We start from the raw sequence: 21,321 nt of genomic DNA on the forward strand, positions 1-21,321 counted from the left end.
GCGTATATGAGTTAAATAAAGCGGGCAAGGATGCCCGTCATTGCATGTCTGGGTACACGCGGGCCCAGAGGCGCCCGCCAGCGGTAAGCCGAAAACCCGAACGAAGCACAATGCCTGTGCCGGCATTCAACTGCAGTACCCCGGTGTTTGATACCGCGGTGCTGGTGGCGTGCGAGGTGATGGTTCCGCACGTTGAATGCTCAGCGGTTCCGCTCACCGAGCTGGGCAGCACGATGTCGGACGAGCTGGCACAACCCAGATCGAAGTCCGCGCGCACGGTCACTCCGGAATAGGCGGACGGCGCGTGCAACATCACGTGATAGGTACCCGCTGTGGGCGATGCAAAGGAGCAGGCTTCCGTGGTTCCAGCGTTTGCAGAGCTGCAGTCAAACGACGCCTGGGTGGGCCGACTGCCTCGTTTGACGTACATGTTGGGATTACCGGTTCCGCCGGTGGTTTGAATGCTCAGATTGCTCGCACCCGAGGGCACAACCACTGAGTAATAGCTGAACTGGCCCGTGGTACCGGACTGGCCCGAAAGGCTCCGACCATTCGGGATTCTCGCCAGGCTGTCCAGGCCCGACATGGCCTGATCCACACGGATGCGAGACCGAAGCAGCTGATTGCGGCTGTCAACCACACCAAGCCCCGTGCTTTTGAGCATCGCCAGCATGGTGTCCACGCTGGCCTGCGGGTTCTGCTCTCTTAGAGTGGCGATGGCTCCCGCAACTATGGGCGTTGCAAATGAGGTGCCATCGCCGGTCAGGTACGAACCGGAGAGGTAGGTGGACGTGATGTCATCTCCCGGCGCCAGCAGTTGCAGCATGGGGGCACTGTTGGAAAAGTCTGAGACGGTGTCCGAATCCGTGGTGCTGCCCACGCTGATCACATTCGACAAACATGCCGGAGCAGAAAGCTTGGAGCTTTGATATTCGTTGCCGCTGGCCACCACCGTCGCAATGCCGGCCAATCGCAAAGAGGCGACGATCGGATATTCAGGCTCAGAGTCACAGTAAGAGGAATAGGCGCCGCCCCCCAGGCTCATGTTCACTGAGGCGATGCGGTAGCTGGAGCGCAAAGCATAGACACGCTCTAGCCCCAAAATTTCGTCCGATGTCCACGTGAGAATGCATGGTGGCGCCCCACCACAGATCGTCGAATTGTCAATACGACTATAGATTTGGATCGAAATCAGTTCCGCAGACCGCGCCATGCCCCCGCCATAGCTGGGGTGGGTGTTCCCCGCCACAATCCCCCCCACCATGGTTCCATGGCCACAGCCATTGATGGAAGATGAGCAATCCAGTCCCGAATTGACAGCAGTGGAAGACTCCACGCTGCCCGGGCATAGCGACGTGCTCGAGGAACCCGCATCGTTCGTCGAGTAACAAGCTTCCGACACCACGCGGCCAGACAGGTAGGGATGGGTTTTCTCAATGCCAGAGTCCAAGACGGCAACCACTTGGCCCGCACCGGTACGCCCCTGGAACGCGCCGGACACCATGCCCACGCGCGCCGTGCTGTCGAGCATCACCGGCTTTCGCAGCACATCTTCATGCACGCGGAGAACTTCGGGGTCACTCAACAACGCCTGCACGTCTTGTGCCGAAGCGCGCAGCGACATACCCGAGAAATAACTGAATCGCTTGAAACGGGCCATATCCTGCGCCGATCTCAGGCCTGCATTGGAGCGCGCAGCCACCAGACGCGACAGCACCCTGTCCTGGGTCGCACGAAGGTCTGCGACCTGCGCTGCAGTGCCCTGCTGAACGCGTAGACTCCCACCAGCAGCCCCTTGCCGGGCCAGTTCAACGATCACGGGTACCGAGCCTCGGACCGAAGCGGTATGAACCAGGGCGCTGTGACGCTGATGGTCTGCGGCACTGCGCGATACCGGGCCAGACTGCGCCAGCGCCACCCCCGCAACCAGCACCGTAACCGGCAAAAGACTGCGAAACCAAACGAGCGGAGACACCCGTTTTCGTGCTGTGCGTTGCTTCCCAGACGCACGAGTCCTACCAACCCATCGATTGAACATGCTGACTTTTCCCAACGTATTTGCGTTCGACACGCCGGGTGCCACACCCGGCGGGGGCCGTATCATCGCACAGCCTCGGTGAGGCTCTTTGCAACTGTTGACCAATGGCAGGAAAGCACAATCCGGCGGTCGTTCAGTTCTCTGGCAGCGAACCCGAAAACTCACGAAATTGCGGACAACTTTTCATTCGCTTGGTGAATGCAACCGTTTGTCTTTTCTGCACAACAGGCACCCTTCATGTCCTCCTGCATCCTGCTGACAGGCGCTGCCGGTTTTACCGGTCAACATCTCAAAAAAATGGCCGAATCGCGTGGTCACCGCGTTCTGGCACTGCAATCCGATCTGAACGATGTGCAGGGAATGGAAGACGAGTTGACTGGCCAACGCATAGAGAAAGTTGTTCACCTGGCCGGCATCAGTTTTGTCGGTCACGCCGACGAAACCGCGTTCTACAAGGTCAACGTGATTGGTACGGTCAATTTGCTGAAGGCACTGAAAAGCCAGCAAAAATACCTGACCAGCGTCCTGATCGCCAGCAGCGCCAATGTGTATGGCAATTGCGACGCATCGCCCATTTCCGAAAACCAGCCTCCAGCTCCCGTCAATCACTACGCCATGAGCAAGCTGGCCATGGAACACATGGCCCGCACCTATTCGGACAGCCTGCCCCTGCTTCTGACCCGGCCGTTCAATTACACCGGCCCGGGCCAGGCACCCGGCTTCCTGATCCCGAAGCTGGTGGACCACTTTGCCCGCCGGATACCTCAAATCGAGTTGGGCAACCTGCACGTGGAGCGCGAGTTCAATGATGTGCGCATGGTCTGTGACGCCTATCTGGCGCTGTTGGATAAAGGCGTGCCGGGCGAGGTGTACAACGTGTGTTCGGGTCAGCCCTACACCTTGCAAGCGGTGATAACGGCGCTGGAAGAGCTGACGGGTCATCACATGCAGGTGACAGTGAACCCGACCTTCATACGTGCCAACGAAGTCCACCGCCTCTGCGGCGACCCGGACAAACTCATGGCTTGTACCGGACCGCTGCCAACCTACTCGCTGAAGGACACCCTGAGCAGCATGCTGGCGGCCGCGCGCCCCGACTAAAGATGCCCGCCGGTGCGTGGATGGTCGCGTTGGCGGTAAATCTTATAATGCGGGGTGGCAGGACATGCTGACCTGCCACCTGGACCGCCGCACGGTACACGCCCAGAACACTGGCAACGGGCCCGATCAGCAGACATCACCGCAGGACGCCCGTGATCCCCCACACCGACTGGCTGAAACAGGCCCCCGAGAGTCCGGCCGACATGGCCTTTGCTGTTCCGGCAGGCATTCGCCTGTTGCTGGGCATTCGCCCCGATATTGCGCACCTCAAGACCGACCATCTGCTCGACCGCATCGCCGTCTACGCCTGGTGGGAATCGGACAGCCGCCAAGACTACGCCGAGATGGAGTGGACGCTCAACCCGGCGGATCTGGACACACTGCGGGGCCTCCATGCCGACGAACTACTCGCCCAAGGCGGCCGCGGCTTCACCCGCATGCTGCGTGGCAACTGGCCCAGCGTGCTCGATCTGGTGCCCGGTTTCACAGCCCGGACACGCGAGGTGGTGGTGGATGAGTCCTCGTTCACCCAGGTCCTGCCCCAGCCCTTGCGACTGATCTGGGCCGACCGGCCCGACCTGCAAGCGAGCTACGACATTGCCCAGGAGTCTGGCCGCATCGGTTTGCTGATGTGGTGGTTTGGCTTTGGCCACAAGGAATACGTGCGCGTGGCCTGGCGGGTGGACACCTCGCTACGCCAGCTGCGGCCCCATGGCCCGCAGGGTGCGCACCCCCTGCCACTGTTCCTCTCGCTCATCATCCAGGGGCGTGACGATCTGCGGAACCTGTACCCGCTCGACACCGAGACGGGCTGGCTGGCCGCGCTCATCTGGTGGGAACAGAACGGTTTTCACGAATTCGCCGTGCCCTCCTGGTCGCTGCGCAACCACATGGAACTGCGCGGCCAACTGGCCGAAAAGAGCGCTGGGTTCGACGCCACCCGCCACATGGCGCCTGCACCCTGTGCCCGGCCATTACCCTACCTGCCCTGCCTGATCTGGGGCGCGCGCGCCGATCTGAAAGCGGCGTTCGACCTGGGCAATGCTGCGGGTTGCCATGGCCTGGAGGCCTGGTGGAAGGCCAACGGGGCAACCGAGTACGCCGCTGTGGCCAGCCTGTTTGAAGACCCGGCGTTGCAACTGCCGGGCCTGAACATCGTCGGCTACGCCCAGTCCGTCATCGGCATTGCGGAAGATGTGCGCATGGCGGCACGCTCGGCCCAGATCGCCGGCCTGCCTTACTGCGTGATCGACGCCCCCATGCCCGGCCCGGCCCGACTGGACCACACGCTGGACGCCCAGATGGTGGCCGCGCCGGTGCATCCGGTTTCGCTGTTTTGCCTGCCCCCCACGGAGATGATCCGCCTGGGGATGGAGGGCGGGCGCTCACTGCTAACGGCTGGTACCTACAACATTGGGGCCTGGCCATGGGAACTGCCCGCCTGGCCCGGGTACTTGGCGGGCGTGCACCAGATGGTCGATGAGATCTGGGTGTTCAGCGAATACGTGGGCGCCGCTTTCGCCGGCCTGGGTGACAAGCCGGTGCGGCGCATGCCGCTGGCGGTGGAGCTGCCCGCCATCGCGGGCCCCGATCGGCGCGCGCTGGGTCTGCCGGCCGACAAGTTCCTGTTTCTGGTGATGTTCGACGGCAACTCCTGGCTGTCGCGCAAGAACCCGGTGGGTGCGGTGCGCGCCTTCAAGGCAGCCTTCCCCTCCGACCAAAAAGTAGGCATGGTGATCAAGGCTATGGGGTTGGAGAACAACTCCACAGGCTGGCAAGCCATGCTTGACGAGATCGCGAGCGATGACCGAGTGGTGGTGATTAACAAGACACTGTCGAGGTCGGATGTGACACGGCTGACCGCCTCATGCGATGCCTATGTTTCATTGCACCGCTCCGAAGGCTTCGGCCGCATCATTGCCGAGGCCATGCTGCTGGGCGTCCCCACCGTGGTGACGGACTTTTCGGGCAACGCCGACTTCTGCACGGCTGACACCAGCTATCTGGTCAGCGGTGAACAGATTCCATTGAACAAGGGTGAATACCTGTTCGCCGACGGCCAGTTCTGGTGCGATCCCGACATCTCGCAGGCGAGCCAGCAGATGGTCCGACTGCGGGAAGACAAGACCGAGCGCATGCGGTTGGCCGCGAATGCCCGGAAGAACATCACCGAGAATTACTCCATCGAGGCCGTGGCCCGGGCCTACAAAGCTCGCCTGCAGCAACTGCGCCAAGACCACCGGATTTGAGATCGAACCTTGAACATGCCCATCACCACAGACCCGGCCAACGCCGTTGCCGCGCCCGCGGACTCCACCAGCGCCCAGCAACTGAACGAACTGTCCGAGGCTGTCAAAGACCGCGACCAGCAACTCGTCGAGCTGCTGCAGGACTACACCGAACGCAACTTCCAGCTGATCTCGGCCTACCAGGTCATCTCCTGCCAGAACCAGGAAATCCTGTCGCAGCAAGCGTCCGTGAAGGAAACCCAGGCCCAGATCGACCGCATGTACCGGTCGACCAGCTGGCGCGTGACGGCACCGCTGCGCGCGGTCAGCGTCGCCATCCAGAACCTCAAGCACGCTCTGCGCGTGTTCAAGGACGGTCTGCGCTCGGGTCGCGGCGCGGGCCTGGCCACCCGCCAGGCGCTGCACGCGTACGGTCCCGGTGAAGACGCGGACGCCCAGGCCGCCGACCACGCGCCCAAGGTGCTGGACCTGCGCGACTACCAGGAGTGGGTGCGCCGCTACGACACACCCGATGCGGCGGCCATGGAGGTCATGCGGCAACAGGTGGCGGCGCTGAAGGTGTCGCCCAAGGTGTCGGTGGTGATGCCCACCTACAACGCCAACCTGGTCTGGCTGGGTGAGGCCATCCAGTCGGTGAAGGACCAGCTCTATCCGAACTGGGAACTGTGCATCGCCGACGACGCCTCCACCGACCCCGCCGTGCGGCCCTTCCTGGAAAAGCTGGCGGCCGAAGATGCCCGCATCAAGCTGGTCTTCAGGTCAACGAACGGCCACATTTCGGCCGCGACCAACAGCGCACTGGACGCGGCCACGGGTGACTGGATCACCTTCCTCGACCACGACGACCTGCTGCCCCCGCACGCCCTCTTCTACATGGTGCGCTCGATCGCGGCGAACCCCGATGCCCGGATGCTCTACTCCGACGAGGACAAGCTTGACGAGCAGGGTCGGCGCTACGACCCCTATTTCAAGAGCGACTGGAACCTGGACCTGTTCTATTCGCACAACCTGGTCACGCACCTGGCTTTCTACCGCCGCGACCTGATCGGGCAGATCGGGGGCCTGCGCGATGCCTATGCGGGAGCCCAGGACTACGATCTGGTGCTGCGCGCCATCGAGCACATCCAGCCGGCCCAGATCGTGCACGTGCCGTTCATCCTGTACCACTGGCGCGCCCACGCGGGCAGCACGGCCACGGCCGATCTCAACATCAAGCCCTACGCCATGCTGGCGGGCGAGCGCGCCCTGAACGACCACTTCAAGCGCATCGGCGCGCGCGCCCGCGCGCAGTTCGTGGGGCACGGCTACCGGGCGCGCTACAAGCTGCCCGACGTGCCGCCCCTGGTCAGCATCATCATTCCCACGCGCAACATGGTGCACCTGGTGAAGGTGTGCATCGAGAGCATCAAGGCCAAGACGCGCTACAAGAATTACGAAATCATCCTGATGGACAACGGCTCGGACGATCCGGCCGCACTGGCCTACTTCGCCGAACAGGCCCAGGCCGACAACTTCCGTGTCATCCGCGACGACTCGCCGTTCTGCTATTCCGCCATCAACAACCTGGGTGCCCGCGAAGCCCAGGGCGAGATCCTGGTGTTCCTCAACAACGACATCGAGATCATCACGCACGAATGGCTGGACGAGCTGGTCAGCCAGGCCTGCCGTCCCGGCGTCGGGGCCGTGGGCGCGCGACTGCTCTACCCCAACGGCATGCTGCAGCACGCCGGCATCGTGCTCGGCATCGGTGGCTGGGCCGGCCACTCGCACAAGGGCTTCTCGTCATTGGCCCACGGCTACGTGGGTCGCGCCTCGCTGATCAGCTCGTTCAGCGCCGTCACCGGGGCCTGCCTGGCGGTGCAGAAGCAGCATTTCATGAAAGTGGGCGGCTTTGACGAGGTGAACCTGCGCGTGGCCTGCAACGACGTGGACCTGTGCCTGAAGTTCACCGAGATCGGCCTGCGCAACATCTACACGCCGTTCGCATCCCTGTTCCACCACGAGTCGGCCACGCGTGGCTACGAAGACACGCCGGAGAAGATGGCCCGCTTCCAGAAGGAAGTGAGCTACATGCGCTCGCGCTGGCCCACGCTCATGGCCAACGACCCGGCCTACAGCCCCAACCTCACGCTCGACCATGAGGACTTCGGCCTCGCCTGGCCGCCCCGTGTGGCCCATTCGTACGCCAACCCCAACGCATGAAACCGCACGTGACGGCGCAACGGATTTCCATCGAGGTGGTATGGCCACATTGCTGAACGGCATGGATCGCAGGAAGGATCTGTGGCCCGCCTTGCTGTTGATCGCCTTTTTGATGCTGCAGGCGGTGGTGTTCGCCCGCACCACCCCGCTGAGCTACCCGCCCGACGAAATGTCGCACCTGTCCTACGTGTGGGACAGCATGCAGTCGGCGTTCCTGTTGCCCAACTACGGCAGCGGCACCATCCTCGGCTTCGGCAGTCCCAACTACCTGAGCCACCCGCCGCTGTACTACTCGCTCCTGGGGGCCGCAGGCAAGCTGTTCTCGCTCGACCCCAAGCTGGACTACGTCACCTTCCGGCTGTTCACCGTGGCGCTGTATGGCCTGGCGCTTCTTTTCTCGGTCCTGACCGCCGACCGACTGGGCGTTGAACGCAGCGCCACCTACATCAGCCTGTTGGCCTGCTCGGCCATCCCGATGGTGGGATACCTGGCGGGCAGCGTCAACAACGACACCCTGCTCTACCTGGGCTTCGCCATCACCTTCTATGGCATGGCCCGGATCGCGAACGCCCCCCGTCAGAAGCTGTCGCGCTCGCTGGTGTTTCTGGTGCTGGGTCTGCTGATCGTCTTCCTGACCAAGGCGACCGGCATGGCCATGCTCGTGTTCTTCGGGCTGGTCTATGCGGCACTCAACTGGCGCCACCTGCGCAGCGCGCTCGCCACCCGATCGGCCTGGATCGCATGCGCTGTGTTTCTCGGGGCCACGGGGGCCTACTATGCGGCCACCTACCTGACCCATGGGGCCTTGTTCCCCAAGGCGGGCAACCTGTACCAGGTGACAGCGGTTGAGAACCCGGTGAGTCTGCTGGCCTATGCCGCGGATTTCTACCATTCCATGGCCCGCAGACTGCCGATCATCTTCTCGCACCTGAGCGTGGCCCCCATCCCCGAGGAACTGAACGCCGTCTTCTTCGCCATGCTGGGTCTGCCCCTGGCCGGCTGGATCGTGGTCCGGTTCTCGCCCGATATAGCGGCCGCGAAAAAGCCCTTCGTCAAACTCTTCGACGCGCTGGCGATTTCGATCGTGCTGATGCTGGCGATCCACATCTATCTGGGTTACAAGGCTTACACCCAGACGGGGGTGCTCTCCGGCTTCCAGCCCCGGTACTACCTTTTCCTGATCCCACTGGTGTGGTTCCCCTTCTTCTCCCTGTGCCGGCCCGGCTGGTTCAAGCAGCTCATGACCGGGGTCTTCGCGCTGTTGACCGTGGTCGTGTTCTGGTCTTCGGTGCCCTTCGCGCAACAAAAACAATACGAGGCGCTGCAGGACCGGGGCCCGACGTTCGAATACACCGAGCGCACCTATGAGGACTTCGGACCGCTGCGCATTGCCCGGCGCAACGAGGTGGTCGGCAACATCGACGGACTCACGGTCGAAGACGGTGTACTGAAGGCCCGCGACTGGGTGTTCGACACCGTGCACCGCGCCCGCGTCCAGCGGCTCTGGGTGCTGGCGCGCGAGGACTACATCACGTCGATCAAACCCGGCGCTCAACGGCCCGACGTGGCCAAGGCGCTGGGCATCGGCGCGGCGGCCAGTTCGGGGTTTGCTTTCGCCATCCAGAACCTGCCCAAGGACCTCACGCCTTGCGACATCCGTTTGCTGGTGGAGTTTCACGACGAAACCCTGGGATACCTGAAGTCCGCTCAGTGCAACAACTGACGCCCGCCGCATCCCCCATCCGGTCACCCAATTACCCGTCTCGCCTTTTTTTGTTCGGAGCGTCAGATTGAAACTCATCATCCAGATCCCTTGCTTCAACGAAGCAGAAACCTTGGGCATCGCCCTCGCGGCCCTGCCGCGCGAGGTTCCCGGTTTTGACAAGGTCGAATGGCTCATCATCGACGATGGCAGTTCGGACAAGACCGTCGAAGTGGCCCTAGCGCATGGTGTTGACCATGTGGTGCGGCACACCCGCAACCAGGGCCTGGCCCGCGGGTTCATGAACGGGCTGCGGGCCTGTCTGGAACAGGGGGCCGATGTCATCGTCAACACCGACGCCGACAACCAGTACAACGCCGACGACATCCCGCAGCTGACCCGCCCCATCCTGGATGGCAAGGCCGACATCGTGGTGGGCGCGCGCCCGATCGAGGCGATTGAGCACTTCAGCCCGGTCAAGAAGCTGCTGCAGAAGCTGGGCAGCTGGGTGGTCCGGGTGGCCAGCAAAACCGACATCCCCGACGCGCCCAGCGGTTTCCGGGCCATGAGCCGTTCGGCCGCTCGGCGCCTGACGGTGTTCAGCGACTACACCTACACGCTGGAAACCATCATCCAGGCCGGCCAGAAAAACATGGCCATCACCTCGGTGCCCATCCGCGTCAACGGCGATCTGCGGCCCTCGCGCCTGGTCAAGAGCATTTCGTCGTACATCCGCCGCAGCATCGTCACCATCGTCCGGGTTTTCGTCATCTACCGGCCGTTCCGCTTTTTCGGCTCGATCGGCCTCACCCTGTTCGCCATCGGGTTTGCCATCGGTCTGCGGTTTCTCTACAAGTGGTTCACCACGGAAGCCGGATACGACGGTCACATTCAGTCACTGATCCTGGCCAGTTCCCTGCTCATCATCGGGTTCCACACCATCCTGATCGCCTTCGTAACCGATCTGCTGTCGGCCAACCGCAAACTGCTGGAAGAGATTCGCACCATGACCCTGGAAAACCGGGACCTGGGCAAATAAGCATCGGACACCGGCCCTGATACGCCCATCGCAACCATGACCCACGCCCACGTGCCCGCCCAGGCATCCGGAAACCGGATCCAATGGATCGACGCGGCCAAAGGGCTGGGCATCATCCTGATCGTGATCGGGCACATCTATTCGGTGGCCGAGCCCTCGGCGTTTTACGTCTTCATCTACGCCTTTCACGTCCCGCTGTTTTTCTTCCTCTCCGGCTGGACCTTCAAACCGGGCTCCGAGCCTTTTCAAGGCTTCTTCCTCAAGAAGGCGCGGACCTTGCTGGTGCCGTACTTCTGTTACGCCATGTTGGGGTTCCTGTTCTATCTGGCCGGTTTTCTGGCGGCCAGGCAGATGCACCTCCAGATCGAACAGTTCAACTACGGCCTGCTGCCGCCGCTGATCGGCGTTTTCTACGGCTCGCTGGGCGATGGCCACCTGGTCAATACGCCGGTCTGGTTCGTGATCGCCCTGTTCTGCACCGTGATCATCGGGTACGGGGTCAACCGCCTGGTGGCATCGGACGCCGCACGCATGGCGGTCGTGCTGTTGCTGGCCGCGGCGGGTTATGAGGCGGCACGCTTCGTCAAGCTGCCATTCAGCCTGTCTTCCGCCTTGATCGGGCTGGTATTTTTCCAGGCGGGTTATTGGTTTTCACGCCATCGGGCGAAAGCGCCCATGCCGCCGTTTCTGCAGGCGGCCTTGTTCATCCTGTTGCTGGTGGTGAGCCTGCTCAGTCAGGTCAATGGTTTCGTCACCGTGGCGGAAGCCCGTCTGGGTCATCCGGCCCTGTTCCTGCTGTTCGCTTTCAGCGGCACCTTTTTGGTCATCCTGCTGGTCCAGGGCCTGGGCAAGGGCGCGCGCTGGCTGGCCTGGATCGGCCAGTACAGCCTGTCGATCATGCTGATCCACATGCTTGTCATCAAGTCGGTCAAGGTCTTGCTGGTGGCGACACTGTCCCTGAATATGCAAGCCATCGACCACAACGTGGCGCTCGGCCTGCTGGTGCTGGCCGTGACCGCGGTCCTGCTGGTGCCCACGGTGTACGTGATGGAGCGCTTCCTGCCCTTCAGCCTTGGGAAAGCGGTGCCCGTGCGTGCGCTGGTACCCGTTGGAGAGCGCCCGTGATTGCGGTCACCGGCGCCAGCGGCTTTGTCGGGCAGGCTCTGTGCAGCAGCCTACTGGCCCAGGGCCGGGCGGTGCGCCCGCTGTTGCGCGCGGCAGCGCCGACCACCGCCCATTCCGCCACCGTGGCCGACATCGGCCCGGACACCGACTGGTCCACCGCGCTGTCGGGCGTGTCGGCCGTCGTCCATTGCGCGGCACGCGTGCACGTGATGCAGGACAGCGCCGGGGATCCGATGGCGGCGTTTCGGCGTGTCAACGTAGCGGGCACACGCCGGCTGGCGCAGCAGGCCACCGCCCTGGGCGTGCGCCGGCTGGTGTATCTGAGTTCGCTCAAGGTGCATGGCGAACACACCCCACCGGGCACCCGGTTCAGCGTTCAGGACGCACCCCACCCGCTGGACGCCTACGGCCTCTCGAAATGGGAAGCGGAGCAGGCCTTGTGGGACGTGGCCCGCGACACCGGCCTGGAAGTCGTCGTGGTGCGCCCCCCCCTGGTGTACGGACGGGGGGTGAAAGCCAACTTCCTGAGCCTGATGCGGCTGGTGGCCCGGGGCGTACCGCTGCCGCTGGGTCTGGTGGACAACCGCCGCTCGTTGCTGGCGCTGGACAACCTGACCGACCTGCTCACGCGCTGCCTGGACCAGCCCGAAGCCGCCGGCCAGACCTTTCTCGCCTCCGACAACCACGATCTCTCCACCGCCGAGCTGATCCGCTTGCTCGCAGCGGCCATGGGCCGCCCGACGCGGCTGCTGCCGGTGCCTGTTGCCTGGTTGCACACCGCCGGCCGATTGACGGGTCGCCAGGGGCAGGTCGAGCGCCTGACCGGCTCGCTTCAGGTGGACATAGGGCATACTACGAAGGTTTTGGACTGGACCCCGAGGCTGACGGTGGAGCAAGGCCTGAGGATGGCTGTGCAGGATGTCGTGAAATGAAGCGCGTATTCGATATCTGCCTCGCCGTTGTTGCCAGCCTGGTTCTGCTACTGCCCATCGGCTTGTTGGCGCTGCTCGTGCGATTGACCTCGAACGGACCCGCGCTGTACTGGAGTGATCGAGTGGGGCGTGACAACCGTGTTTTCAGGATGCCGAAATTCCGCAGCATGCGACTGGACACCCCGGCGGTTGCCACGCATTTGTTGCAGGATCCCAACACGTATCTGACCCCCATGGGAGCCTTTCTGCGCAAGACCAGTCTCGACGAACTGCCGCAGTTGTGGTGCATTCTCAAGGGCGACATGAGTTTCGTCGGACCACGACCCGCGCTGTTCAACCAGGACGACCTGATCGAACTGCGCACACAACACGGCGTGCACCGGGTGGTGCCCGGCCTGACGGGCTGGGCCCAGGTCAATGGCCGTGACGAGTTGCCCATCCCTGACAAAGTCGAGCTCGACCGGGAGTACCTGCGTCGGCGTTCGTTCTGGTTCGACCTGCAGATCGTGCTTATGACCGCGTGGCGTGTGCTGCGCCGGGACGGTGTTTCGCACTGAGCCCCTGAAACAACGGAGAAGCGTTCAAATGTTGAATCGTTTTGCCCTGCCCATCCTGGCCATGCCCCGCCCCGCCAAACGGGTGGTGGTGCTGGCGGTCGATGCCTCGCTGTGTGTGCTCACCGTCTGGCTGGCCTACTACCTGCGTCTGGGCGACTGGGTGAAGCTGTCGGGCGATGCCTACTGGCAACCCATGTGGGCGGTGCTGGTCTCGCTGGTCATCGCCTTGCCGATCTTCGTGGTCAACGGTTTCTACCGCGCCATCTTCCGCTACTCGGGTCTCTCGGCCCTTGTGACGGTGATGAAAGCCATCGCCGTCTACGGCCTGCTGTTTGCGACCGTGTTCACCGCCATCGGCATCGACGGCGTGCCCCGCACAGTGGGGCTGATCCAGCCCATGCTGCTGCTGCTGACCGTGGGCGCCTCGCGCATGTTGGCGCGCTTCTGGCTCGGCGGCCTGTACCAGAACCAGCTCAAACTGGGCTCGCTGCCCCGGGTGCTGATCTATGGCGCGGGCAATGCGGGCCGGCAACTGGCCGCGGCCATGTCGAACAGCCACGAGATGCGGGTGGTGGGCTTTCTCGACGACGACGACCGCCTGCATGGGCACGTGCTCAATGGTCTGTCGATCTACAGCCCCGCCGACCTGCCGAGCCTGGTGAACTCCCTGCAGATCTGCACCGTGCTGCTGGCGATCCCGTCGGCCAGCCGCCATCGCCGCAACGAAATGATCGAGCAGATGCTGAGCGCCCATGTCCAGGTGCGCACCCTGCCCAGCGTGAGCGAGCTCGCGCAAGGCACCGTCAGCACCTCGGACCTGCGTGAACTCGACATCGACGACCTGCTGGGCCGTGACGCGGTCAGCCCCAACCACATCCTGCTGGGCAAGAACATCAAGGACAAAGTGGTGATGGTGACCGGCGCCGGCGGCTCCATCGGGCGTGAGCTGTGCCGCCAGATCCTGGCCGTGGGTCCCGACACCCTGCTGCTGATCGAACAGAGCGAGTTTGCGCTGTACGAAATCCACCAGGAACTGCAGGACAAGCTGGACGGCAGCGACACCATCCTGGTCCCACTGCTCGCCTCGGTGCGCGACCCGCAGCGGCTGCGCGAAATCATGTCGACCTGGAAGCCGGACACCGTGTACCACGCGGCGGCCTACAAGCATGTGCCGCTGGTGGAACACAACCCGGTCGAAGGCATCAAGAACAACACCCTCGGCACCCTAACGGCGGCCCAGGTCGCCGCCGAAGAAGGCGTGTCGGACTTCGTGCTCATCAGCACTGACAAGGCGGTGCGCCCCACCAACATCATGGGTGCGAGCAAACGGCTGGCCGAAATGGCGCTGCAGGCCCTGGCGGTGACCCGCCCGCACACCCGGTTTTCCATGGTGCGCTTCGGCAACGTGCTGGGCTCCTCAGGCTCGGTGGTGCCCAAGTTCCGGCGCCAGATCCGGGACGGTGGCCCGCTCACGGTGACCCACCCGGAAATGACGCGGTATTTCATGACCATCCCTGAAGCGGCGCAACTGGTGATCCAGGCCGGCGCCATGGCCAAGGGGGGAGACGTGTTCGTGCTGGACATGGGCGATCCGGTCAAGATCCTGGATCTGGCCACGCGCATGATCGAACTCTCGGGCCTGTCGGTGCGCGACGAGGACAACCCCACCGGCGACATCGCGATCGAGATCACCGGTCTGCGCCCGGGCGAGAAGCTGTACGAGGAACTGCTGATCGGCAACAACCCCCAGCCCACCTCGCATGCGCGCATCATGAAGGCCACGGAGGACTTCCTGCCCTGGCCGGTGCTGCGTGAAAAACTCGTGGTACTGGAAAAAATCCTCGACGACAACGACGCCGAGGGCATGAAGGTCCTGCTGACCGAGCTGGTGTCGGGGTACCAGGCCCACCACGAATCCGTCGATCTGGTCAACATGGACAATCTGGGAGCCGCGCGCTACTGCAGCTGACGCCCCCTGTCCAAGGGCACTTTGCCCCACAAGGCCCGGTCGCAGGACCGCAGGCCCTCTTCGAGAACCGTCACACAAAAGCTCGACACCGACATGAACACTGTCAAGAAACACCGCATCGGCCTGGTCGGCACTGGCTTCATCGCCAGTGGCTTCGCGCGCCTGATCCACAACCACGCGCCCGACCTGAGCCTGACTTCGGTGCTCACCCGCCGCCCGCTGGAGCAGGCTGGGAGTTTTCCCTTCCCCGAGCGCCTGACCCAATCGGTACAGCAACTGATCGACACCTCCGACCTCATCGTCGAGTGCAGCGGCGACGTGCTGCACTCCACCGAGGTCATCGATCAGGCCCTGCGCGCCGGCAAGCCGGTGGTCACGATGAACTCCGAGTTCCACGTCACGACCGGCTCCTGGTTTGCCGACAAGGGCCTGCTCACCGAGGCCGAGGGCGATCAGCCGGGCTGCATCGCCGCGCTGCACGAAGAGGCGGTGATGATGGGCTTCAAACCCATCGTCTACGGCAACATGAAGGGCTTTCTCAACCACCTGCCCAAGCCCGAGGAAATGGCCTACTGGTCCGGCAAGCAGGGCATCAGCATCGAACAGACCACCTCGTTCACCGATGGCACCAAGATCCAGATCGAGCAGGCCTTCGTGGCCAACGGGTTTGGTGCGACCATCACCCGCCAGGGCATGGAAGGCCCGAGCGCGGTGGACGTCAACAAGACCGCCATCGAACTGGCGCGTTTCGCGGCCGAGCTGGGCCAACCGATCGCGGACTACATGCTCGCCCCGGGCAAGGCGGGGGTGTTCGTGGTGGGCACGCACGACGCCGAAGAGTGGAAGGCGCTCAACTACCTCAAGCTGGGAGACGGGCCCTACTACGTCCTGGTCAAGAACTTCCACCTCTGCCAGTACGAGATCGTCAAGACCGTGCGCCGCGTCATCAACGGGGGCGGCGTGCTGCTCAACAACTCCACCCATCCCACACTGTCCATCGTCGGTATTGCCAAGACCGCGCTGCCGGTGGGTACCCGCATCGACCGCGCCATCGGGGGCTTCCAGGTGCGGGGCGAGGCCGCCCGCATCCAGGACGTGCCGGGCCATGTGCCCATGGGGCTGATCCAGAACGCGGTGATCACACGCCCGGTGGAAGCGGGTCAGATCCTGAGCTTCGACGACGTGGAACTGCCCGACTCGTTGGCACTGGACATCTCCCGCAAGCTCTACGCCTGAAACCCGGTGCCCCGCCCGTGGCGGCTGGCACAAGGCCACTGCCCTGGCACCCGGTTGACCCACCCTGTGCACGGCCGCGCATGCGCGCCCAGTGTCCCGCTGCATGACATCGAGCCCCCACACCGCCCACTACCGGCCTGACATCGACGGTCTGCGAGCCATCGCCGTGGTGGCGGTGGTTTTGCACCACGCCTTCCCCGAGCACATTCGGGGCGGTTTTGTGGGGGTGGACATCTTTTTCGTCATCTCGGGCTACCTGATCAGCTCGATCATCCTGTCGGGGCTGCAAAAAGGCCGGTTCGGTTTTGCCGACTTCTACGCCAAACGCGTCAAACGCATTTTTCCCGCGCTCTTCCTGGTGTTGGCCACCGTCATCACCCTGGGCTGGTTCAACCTGACGCCGGTGGACTACAAGCAGCTGGGCAAACACGTGTTCGCCGGCAGCGCCTTCATTTCCAACTTTGCCTTCTGGCGCGAGGCGGGCTATTTCGACGCCGCCTCGGCCAACAAACCCCTGCTGCACCTGTGGTCGCTGGCGATCGAAGAGCAGTTCTACATGTTGTGGCCGCTCACCCTGTACGCCCTGCACCGCTGGCGCGTCAATGCGCTGCGCTGGATCTTCATTCTCCTGCTGCTGTCCTTCGCGCTGAACCTGTCGCTGGTCAAGGGCCAGCCCACCGCCGCGTTCTACAACCCGGCAGCACGTTTCTGGGAGCTCATGGTCGGCGCCATGCTGGCGGCCATGCACGTTCACCGAGTGAGCTGGGCAGCGGTGTTCCAGCGCGACCGCTGGCACAGCCCGCCCAGCACCACGCCGCACCACAGCGGCCGACGCGGCAACATCCACGGCTGGGTCGGCTTGGTGCTGGTGCTGCTGGTGCTGGTGCTGATCGACCCGGAACGCAGCTTCCCCGGCTGGTGGGCCATGGTGACCACGCTGGGCAGCGTCCTGATGATCGCTGCGGGACCCCATGCCTGGGTCAACCGCCACGTGCTGGCCAGCAAGCCTTTTGTCTGGATCGGGCTGATCAGCTACCCACTCTACCTGTGGCACTGGCCGCTGCTGTCTTTCGCGCACATCCATGCCGGCGAACTGCCCCCCGTGGCCACCCAACTCGGCTGGGTGGCGCTGAGCGTGCTGCTCGCCTGGCTCACCTACCAGATGGTGGAGAAACCGATCCGTTTTGGCCGCTTGAACCGGGGCGGTATCACGGTGGCCCTGTGCAGCGGCATCGCCCTCGCGGCTGGGCTGGGCTTCACCACCTTCCAGCGCGACGGATTCGACGCGCGCTTCCCGGAGATCGTGCGGAACATGATGAACAAGGGCGGCAAGGACGCCGTCATCGAGGGCTGGCGCGACAAGGACTGCATGCTGGACTACAAGTACCCGGCGTCCAACTACAAGGACTTCTGCATCGAGAAGAAACGGCCCCTGGTTTTCCTCTGGGGAGACTCCCACGCAAGTTCGCTGTACCCGGGGTTCAAGGCGCTGCAGGACAGCGGCAAGTACCCGTTCGGTCTGGGCGAGCGCGGGGGCGCCATTTGCCCGCCCATTCTGGGCATTGAGCCGCGCCCGCTGTGCAAAAGCCTGAACGACGACACCATCCGCGCCATCCGCGCGGCCCAACCGGATGTGGTCATCCTCTACGCTTGGTGGCACCACCGCCGCTATGACCTGACGAGTCTGGAAGCCACCGTCGATGAACTCAAGAAGGCGGGCGTGCCCCGCATCATCATGCTGGGGGCCGTGCCGTACTGGCAGAAGCCCCTGCCCCAGTTGCTGATGGACGAGTGGAAAAAAGGCCCACCGCTCAAGCGCCCGCCGCTGCGCCTGAAGGAGGGCCTGGACCCTCAATTGCTTGACGTCACGGAGAAGATGCGCGCCCGTGCCAAGGCCATGAACATCGAGTTCATCTCAGGCATGGACTACTTCTGCAACCAGGACGGCTGCCTGACACGGCTGAACGAAAACGCCACGCAGCCCCTGTCGTACGACTACGGCCATCTGTCCACTGGCGCGGCCATCTACTACGTCGAGCAACTGGCGCCCCTGATCTTCAAAACGCACTGAACACGCCGCAGGCCTGCGCATCCATAGGGTCAAAGGGTCGTGGCAGCGCCCGCGCGGTCAGCGGCCACCCCGCCCGAGTGGGCCCGTCGGTGCCCCGGTGATCACTGCAGCGTTTCCTTGAGTGCGGGCAGGTAGGACAGCGGCATCACATCGATGCCCTCTTCGATCAGCTCCAGAGCCACCTCGGGGCTGGTGTGGCCCCGGATGTTGCGCGGATCCGTGTCCCCGCTGTGCATGGCCCGGGCCTCGTCGGCAAAGCGCTCGCCCACGTCTTCGGTGTTGGCCATCAGCTCGCGCAAAGCCCGCAACCATTGGGCCTGCAGCGGCGAGCCCGCTGCCGTGTGGCCCAGCGCCACGCTGGACCCGGTGTCCGCGGGCACACCATCGCCAGCAGGCGCCCTGTCCTGCCGCCCCGTGCGCAGGTTTAGGCGCGGCGCGGAGAGCATTTTCTGGATCTGCGCGTTGCCGCACAGCGGGCAACTCACCAGCCCACGCTCCAGCTGGCCGGTGAAATCTTCTTCCGAAGCAAACCAGCCTTCAAACCCGTGCTGGTGAGCGCATTGCAGGTTGAGGACCTTCATGCCGCCGATTATCCTGCAGTGCCCTCGCCGGCGCTGGCGCCCAAATCCTGGGACCAGTCCAGCGACCAGGTGCCGTGCAGCACGTTCTGCAGCCACATCGTGCCCGCCAGCGTCTTGCCATCGATCACCTCACCGTTTCGGCACCAGGCCTGCAGCTCGGGCAGCGCGGCGGTGAACACGTCCAGGTGTTCACCCTCGTCGAGCTGGCGCTCACCCAGCGTGAGACCGCGCGCGAACCAGATGTCGATGATCTCGGTGGAGTAGGAAATCGTCGGAGCGAGTCGACCCGCAAAGGCCCATTCGCGCGCGCTGTAGCCGGTTTCTTCGAGCAGCTCACGCCGCGCGCAGGCCAGACTGGCCTCGCCCGCGTCGAGCTTGCCGGCCGGGAACTCGATCATCACCTGCTGCAGGGGATGGCGGTACTGGCGCTCCAGCACCACCCGTCCGTCGTCCAGCAGCGCAATCACCATCACGGCGCCGGGGTGCAACACATATTCGCGTGTGGCTTCGGCACCGGATGGCAAGCGCACGGTATCGCGCACCACGTGCAACAGCTTGCCACGCAGCAACTCGGCGCGGGACAACGCGGTTTCACGCAAATGGCTGTCGTTGTCCATGTTCAGCGTCCCTTGGGAAAACCCATCTACCGGCGGCGCAGGAAAAGGTAGCGGTACACGAAGCCGGGAAATGCCAGCGTGAGAAAGAGCGCTCCGGTGGCAGCGTAGAACTCCCACCCCTGGGGTGCGATCTGGCCGGCAGCCTGTTCCAGACCCAGGCCCAGCGCACCCACCAGCAGGTAACACACCACCAGTTCACCCACGCGCATCCACAAAGTCTTGGGCGCTTTGCGGGGAATCACGCCCAGCCAGCGGTCGTTGACGAAGGGCAGATTGGCGGCGATCAGCGCAGCGACCAACACCAGCCAGACAGAAACAGAATGGGTCATGTGGGGAGGATGGGGCCCGAGTGGCCGGCCGGACACATGCCGGTCAGGCGGAACCCGGGCTTCAGGCGAGCAAGGCCGCCACGGCCTGCGCGCACAGTGTCATCAGGCCACCGGGCACGATGCCCAGCACCAGCACCAGCGCGCCGTTGAGGGAGAGCACAGAGCGCGCATCCGCGCCGGCCACGATGTCGGCGGTTTGGGTGGGGGCATCAAAATACATGACCTTGACCAGACGCAGGTAATAGAACGCACCGATGAGCGACATCATCACCGCGAACACCGCCAGCCCGATGTAGAACGCACCGCTGGACGCCAGCAGCGCCTGCAGCACGGACAACTTGGCGTAAAAGCCCACCAGCGGTGGCACGCCCGCCAGCGAGAACATGCAGATCGCCATCACGCCCGCGTACAACGGACTGCGCTGGTTCAGACCCGCGAGGTCGCTGATGTTTTCCGACTCGAAGCCACTGCGCGAGAGCAGAAGAATGACGCCGAAAGTGCCCAGCGTCGTCAGCACATAGGTGATGACGTAGAACATGGATGAGCCGTAGGCGTTGGTGGCGTTGCCGCTGTCACCCGCCACCACACCCGCCAGCAGGCCCAGCAGCATGAAACCCATTTGCGAAATGGTGGAAAACGCCAGCATGCGCTTGAGGTTGGTCTGCGCAATGGCCGCCAGGTTACCCACCAGCAGCGACGCCACCGCCAGCACGGCCAGCATCTGCTGCCAGTCCACCGCGAGCGGTTGCAGACCTTCCACGAGCAGGCGGATCACGATGGCGAACGCGGCCAGCTTGGGCGCGCCTCCGATCATGAGCGTGACGGCAGTGGGCGCACCGTGGTACACGTCGGGCACCCACATGTGGAACGGCACCACGCCCAGCTTGAACGCCAGACCGGCCACCACGAACACCAGCCCCAGCGTGAGCACCTGCGGTGAACCCTTGAGCGTGGCTTCACCACCCGCGATGGCCTTGACCACCTCGGCCAGGTCCAGCGAACCGGTGGCGCCGTAGACCATGGACAGTCCATAGAGCAGGAAACCACTGGCCAGCGCACCCAGCACGAAGTACTTCATGGCAGCTTCAGTGGCCTGCACGTCGTCGCGGCGCAGGGCCACCAGCGCGTAGCTGGACAACGTGAGCAGCTCGAGGCCGAGGTAGATCATCAGGAAGTTGTGGCCCGAGATCATGACGAACATGCCCAGCAGCGCGAACAGCGCCAGCGTGAACAGCTCACCGCCCCGCAGCATGCCGCGGTCTCCGGCGTAGGCTCGGCCATAGACCAGGGTGACCATCATGGCCAGCGTGGCGAAGCACTTGAGCCAGTTGCCCATGGGGTCGCTCACGACCATGCCGCCCCAGGCCAGGGTGGCCTGGCCGGTGCTGGCGTACATGCCCTGCAGCAGGGCCACCACGGCCAGCGTGAGCAGGGTGAGCAGGTAGGTGGCCCCACGCAACGGGGTCTTGACGCCGAGGTCCACCAGCGCGATCACGCAGGCCATCACCAGCAACAGGATTTCAGGGTAAGCCGCGACCCAGCTGAGGTTGTCAATCATGTAAACGCTCTCTTG

The 21,321-nt window shown here is 63.8% G+C and carries 16 protein-coding genes; 11 read left to right on the forward strand and 5 right to left on the reverse strand.

Features of this window, described 5'->3' with window-relative positions; all coding sequences use genetic code 11:
• Window positions 1–37: 37 nt before the first annotated feature.
• Window positions 38–1,819, reverse strand: coding sequence for a S8 family serine peptidase (locus tag HTA01S_RS22080; RefSeq protein WP_169804802.1), 1,782 nt, complete (start codon window positions 1,817–1,819; stop codon window positions 38–40).
• A 417-nt stretch (window positions 1,820–2,236) separates the two neighbouring features.
• Between HTA01S_RS22080 and HTA01S_RS22085 the strand changes: the two genes are divergently transcribed.
• From HTA01S_RS22085 to HTA01S_RS22135, 11 genes are all read left to right on the forward strand, one after another.
• A complete protein-coding gene (locus tag HTA01S_RS22085) occupies window positions 2,237–3,139 on the forward strand; it encodes an NAD-dependent epimerase/dehydratase family protein (protein WP_322788371.1) in 903 nt (300 codons plus the stop codon).
• A gap of 152 nt (window positions 3,140–3,291) precedes the next feature.
• Window positions 3,292–5,388 carry a glycosyltransferase family 4 protein gene (locus HTA01S_RS22090; protein ID WP_068175336.1) on the forward strand — a complete coding sequence of 699 codons (2,097 nt, stop codon included), beginning with the start codon at window positions 3,292–3,294 and terminating at the stop codon, window positions 5,386–5,388.
• Window positions 5,389–5,403: 15 nt separating this feature from the next.
• Entirely contained in the window at window positions 5,404–7,590 is a 2,187-nt protein-coding gene (locus tag HTA01S_RS22095) for a glycosyltransferase family 2 protein (protein WP_245638173.1), read from the forward strand.
• 40 nt (window positions 7,591–7,630) lie between these two features.
• Window positions 7,631–9,313, forward strand: a complete 1,683-nt coding sequence (locus HTA01S_RS22100; RefSeq protein WP_068175338.1) for an ArnT family glycosyltransferase — start codon at window positions 7,631–7,633, stop codon at window positions 9,311–9,313.
• Between the two features lie 67 nt (window positions 9,314–9,380).
• The gene (locus HTA01S_RS22105) at window positions 9,381–10,331 is read left to right on the forward strand and encodes a glycosyltransferase family 2 protein (RefSeq protein WP_068175340.1); all 951 of its coding nucleotides are present in this window, start codon (window positions 9,381–9,383) and stop codon (window positions 10,329–10,331) included.
• A 36-nt stretch (window positions 10,332–10,367) separates the two neighbouring features.
• Complete coding sequence (locus tag HTA01S_RS22110) at window positions 10,368–11,456, forward strand: acyltransferase family protein (RefSeq protein WP_068175343.1); 1,089 nt, start codon at window positions 10,368–10,370, stop codon at window positions 11,454–11,456.
• A complete protein-coding gene (locus HTA01S_RS22115) occupies window positions 11,453–12,388 on the forward strand; it encodes a UDP-glucose 4-epimerase family protein (RefSeq protein ID WP_068175344.1) in 936 nt (311 codons plus the stop codon). Before HTA01S_RS22110 ends, HTA01S_RS22115 begins: the two co-directional genes overlap by 4 nt.
• Window positions 12,385–12,945, forward strand: a complete 561-nt coding sequence (locus tag HTA01S_RS22120) for a sugar transferase (protein ID WP_068175345.1) — start codon at window positions 12,385–12,387, stop codon at window positions 12,943–12,945. Before HTA01S_RS22115 ends, HTA01S_RS22120 begins: the two co-directional genes overlap by 4 nt.
• 28 nt (window positions 12,946–12,973) lie before the next feature.
• The gene (locus HTA01S_RS22125) at window positions 12,974–14,914 is read left to right on the forward strand and encodes a polysaccharide biosynthesis protein (protein ID WP_068175346.1); all 1,941 of its coding nucleotides are present in this window, start codon (window positions 12,974–12,976) and stop codon (window positions 14,912–14,914) included.
• A 93-nt stretch (window positions 14,915–15,007) separates the two neighbouring features.
• On the forward strand, window positions 15,008–16,150 hold the full coding sequence (locus HTA01S_RS22130) for an SAF domain-containing protein (protein ID WP_068175347.1): 1,143 nt from the start codon (window positions 15,008–15,010) through the stop codon (window positions 16,148–16,150).
• A 103-nt stretch (window positions 16,151–16,253) separates the two neighbouring features.
• On the forward strand, window positions 16,254–18,221 hold the full coding sequence (locus HTA01S_RS22135) for an acyltransferase family protein (protein WP_068175349.1): 1,968 nt from the start codon (window positions 16,254–16,256) through the stop codon (window positions 18,219–18,221).
• Between the two features lie 101 nt (window positions 18,222–18,322).
• Here the strand turns inward: HTA01S_RS22135 and HTA01S_RS22140 are convergent, their stop codons facing one another.
• The 4 genes from HTA01S_RS22140 to nuoN all read right to left on the reverse strand — a co-directional run bounded on the left by HTA01S_RS22140 (window position 18,323) and on the right by nuoN (window position 21,306).
• Window positions 18,323–18,802, reverse strand: coding sequence for a DUF1178 family protein (locus HTA01S_RS22140; RefSeq protein ID WP_068175351.1), 480 nt, complete (start codon window positions 18,800–18,802; stop codon window positions 18,323–18,325).
• Window positions 18,803–18,810: 8 nt separating this feature from the next.
• Window positions 18,811–19,419, reverse strand: coding sequence for an NUDIX domain-containing protein (locus HTA01S_RS22145; protein WP_068175353.1), 609 nt, complete (start codon window positions 19,417–19,419; stop codon window positions 18,811–18,813).
• Window positions 19,420–19,445: 26 nt separating this feature from the next.
• Window positions 19,446–19,748, reverse strand: a complete 303-nt coding sequence (locus HTA01S_RS22150) for a DUF2818 family protein (protein WP_068175360.1) — start codon at window positions 19,746–19,748, stop codon at window positions 19,446–19,448.
• Between the two features lie 61 nt (window positions 19,749–19,809).
• On the reverse strand, window positions 19,810–21,306 hold the full coding sequence (nuoN, locus tag HTA01S_RS22155; RefSeq protein WP_068175361.1) for an NADH-quinone oxidoreductase subunit NuoN: 1,497 nt from the start codon (window positions 21,304–21,306) through the stop codon (window positions 19,810–19,812).
• Window positions 21,307–21,321 lie beyond the last annotated feature (15 nt).

The sequence above is a fragment of the Hydrogenophaga taeniospiralis CCUG 15921 genome, assembly GCF_001592305.1.
GTDB classification, from domain to species: Bacteria; Pseudomonadota; Gammaproteobacteria; order Burkholderiales; family Burkholderiaceae_C; genus Hydrogenophaga; species Hydrogenophaga taeniospiralis.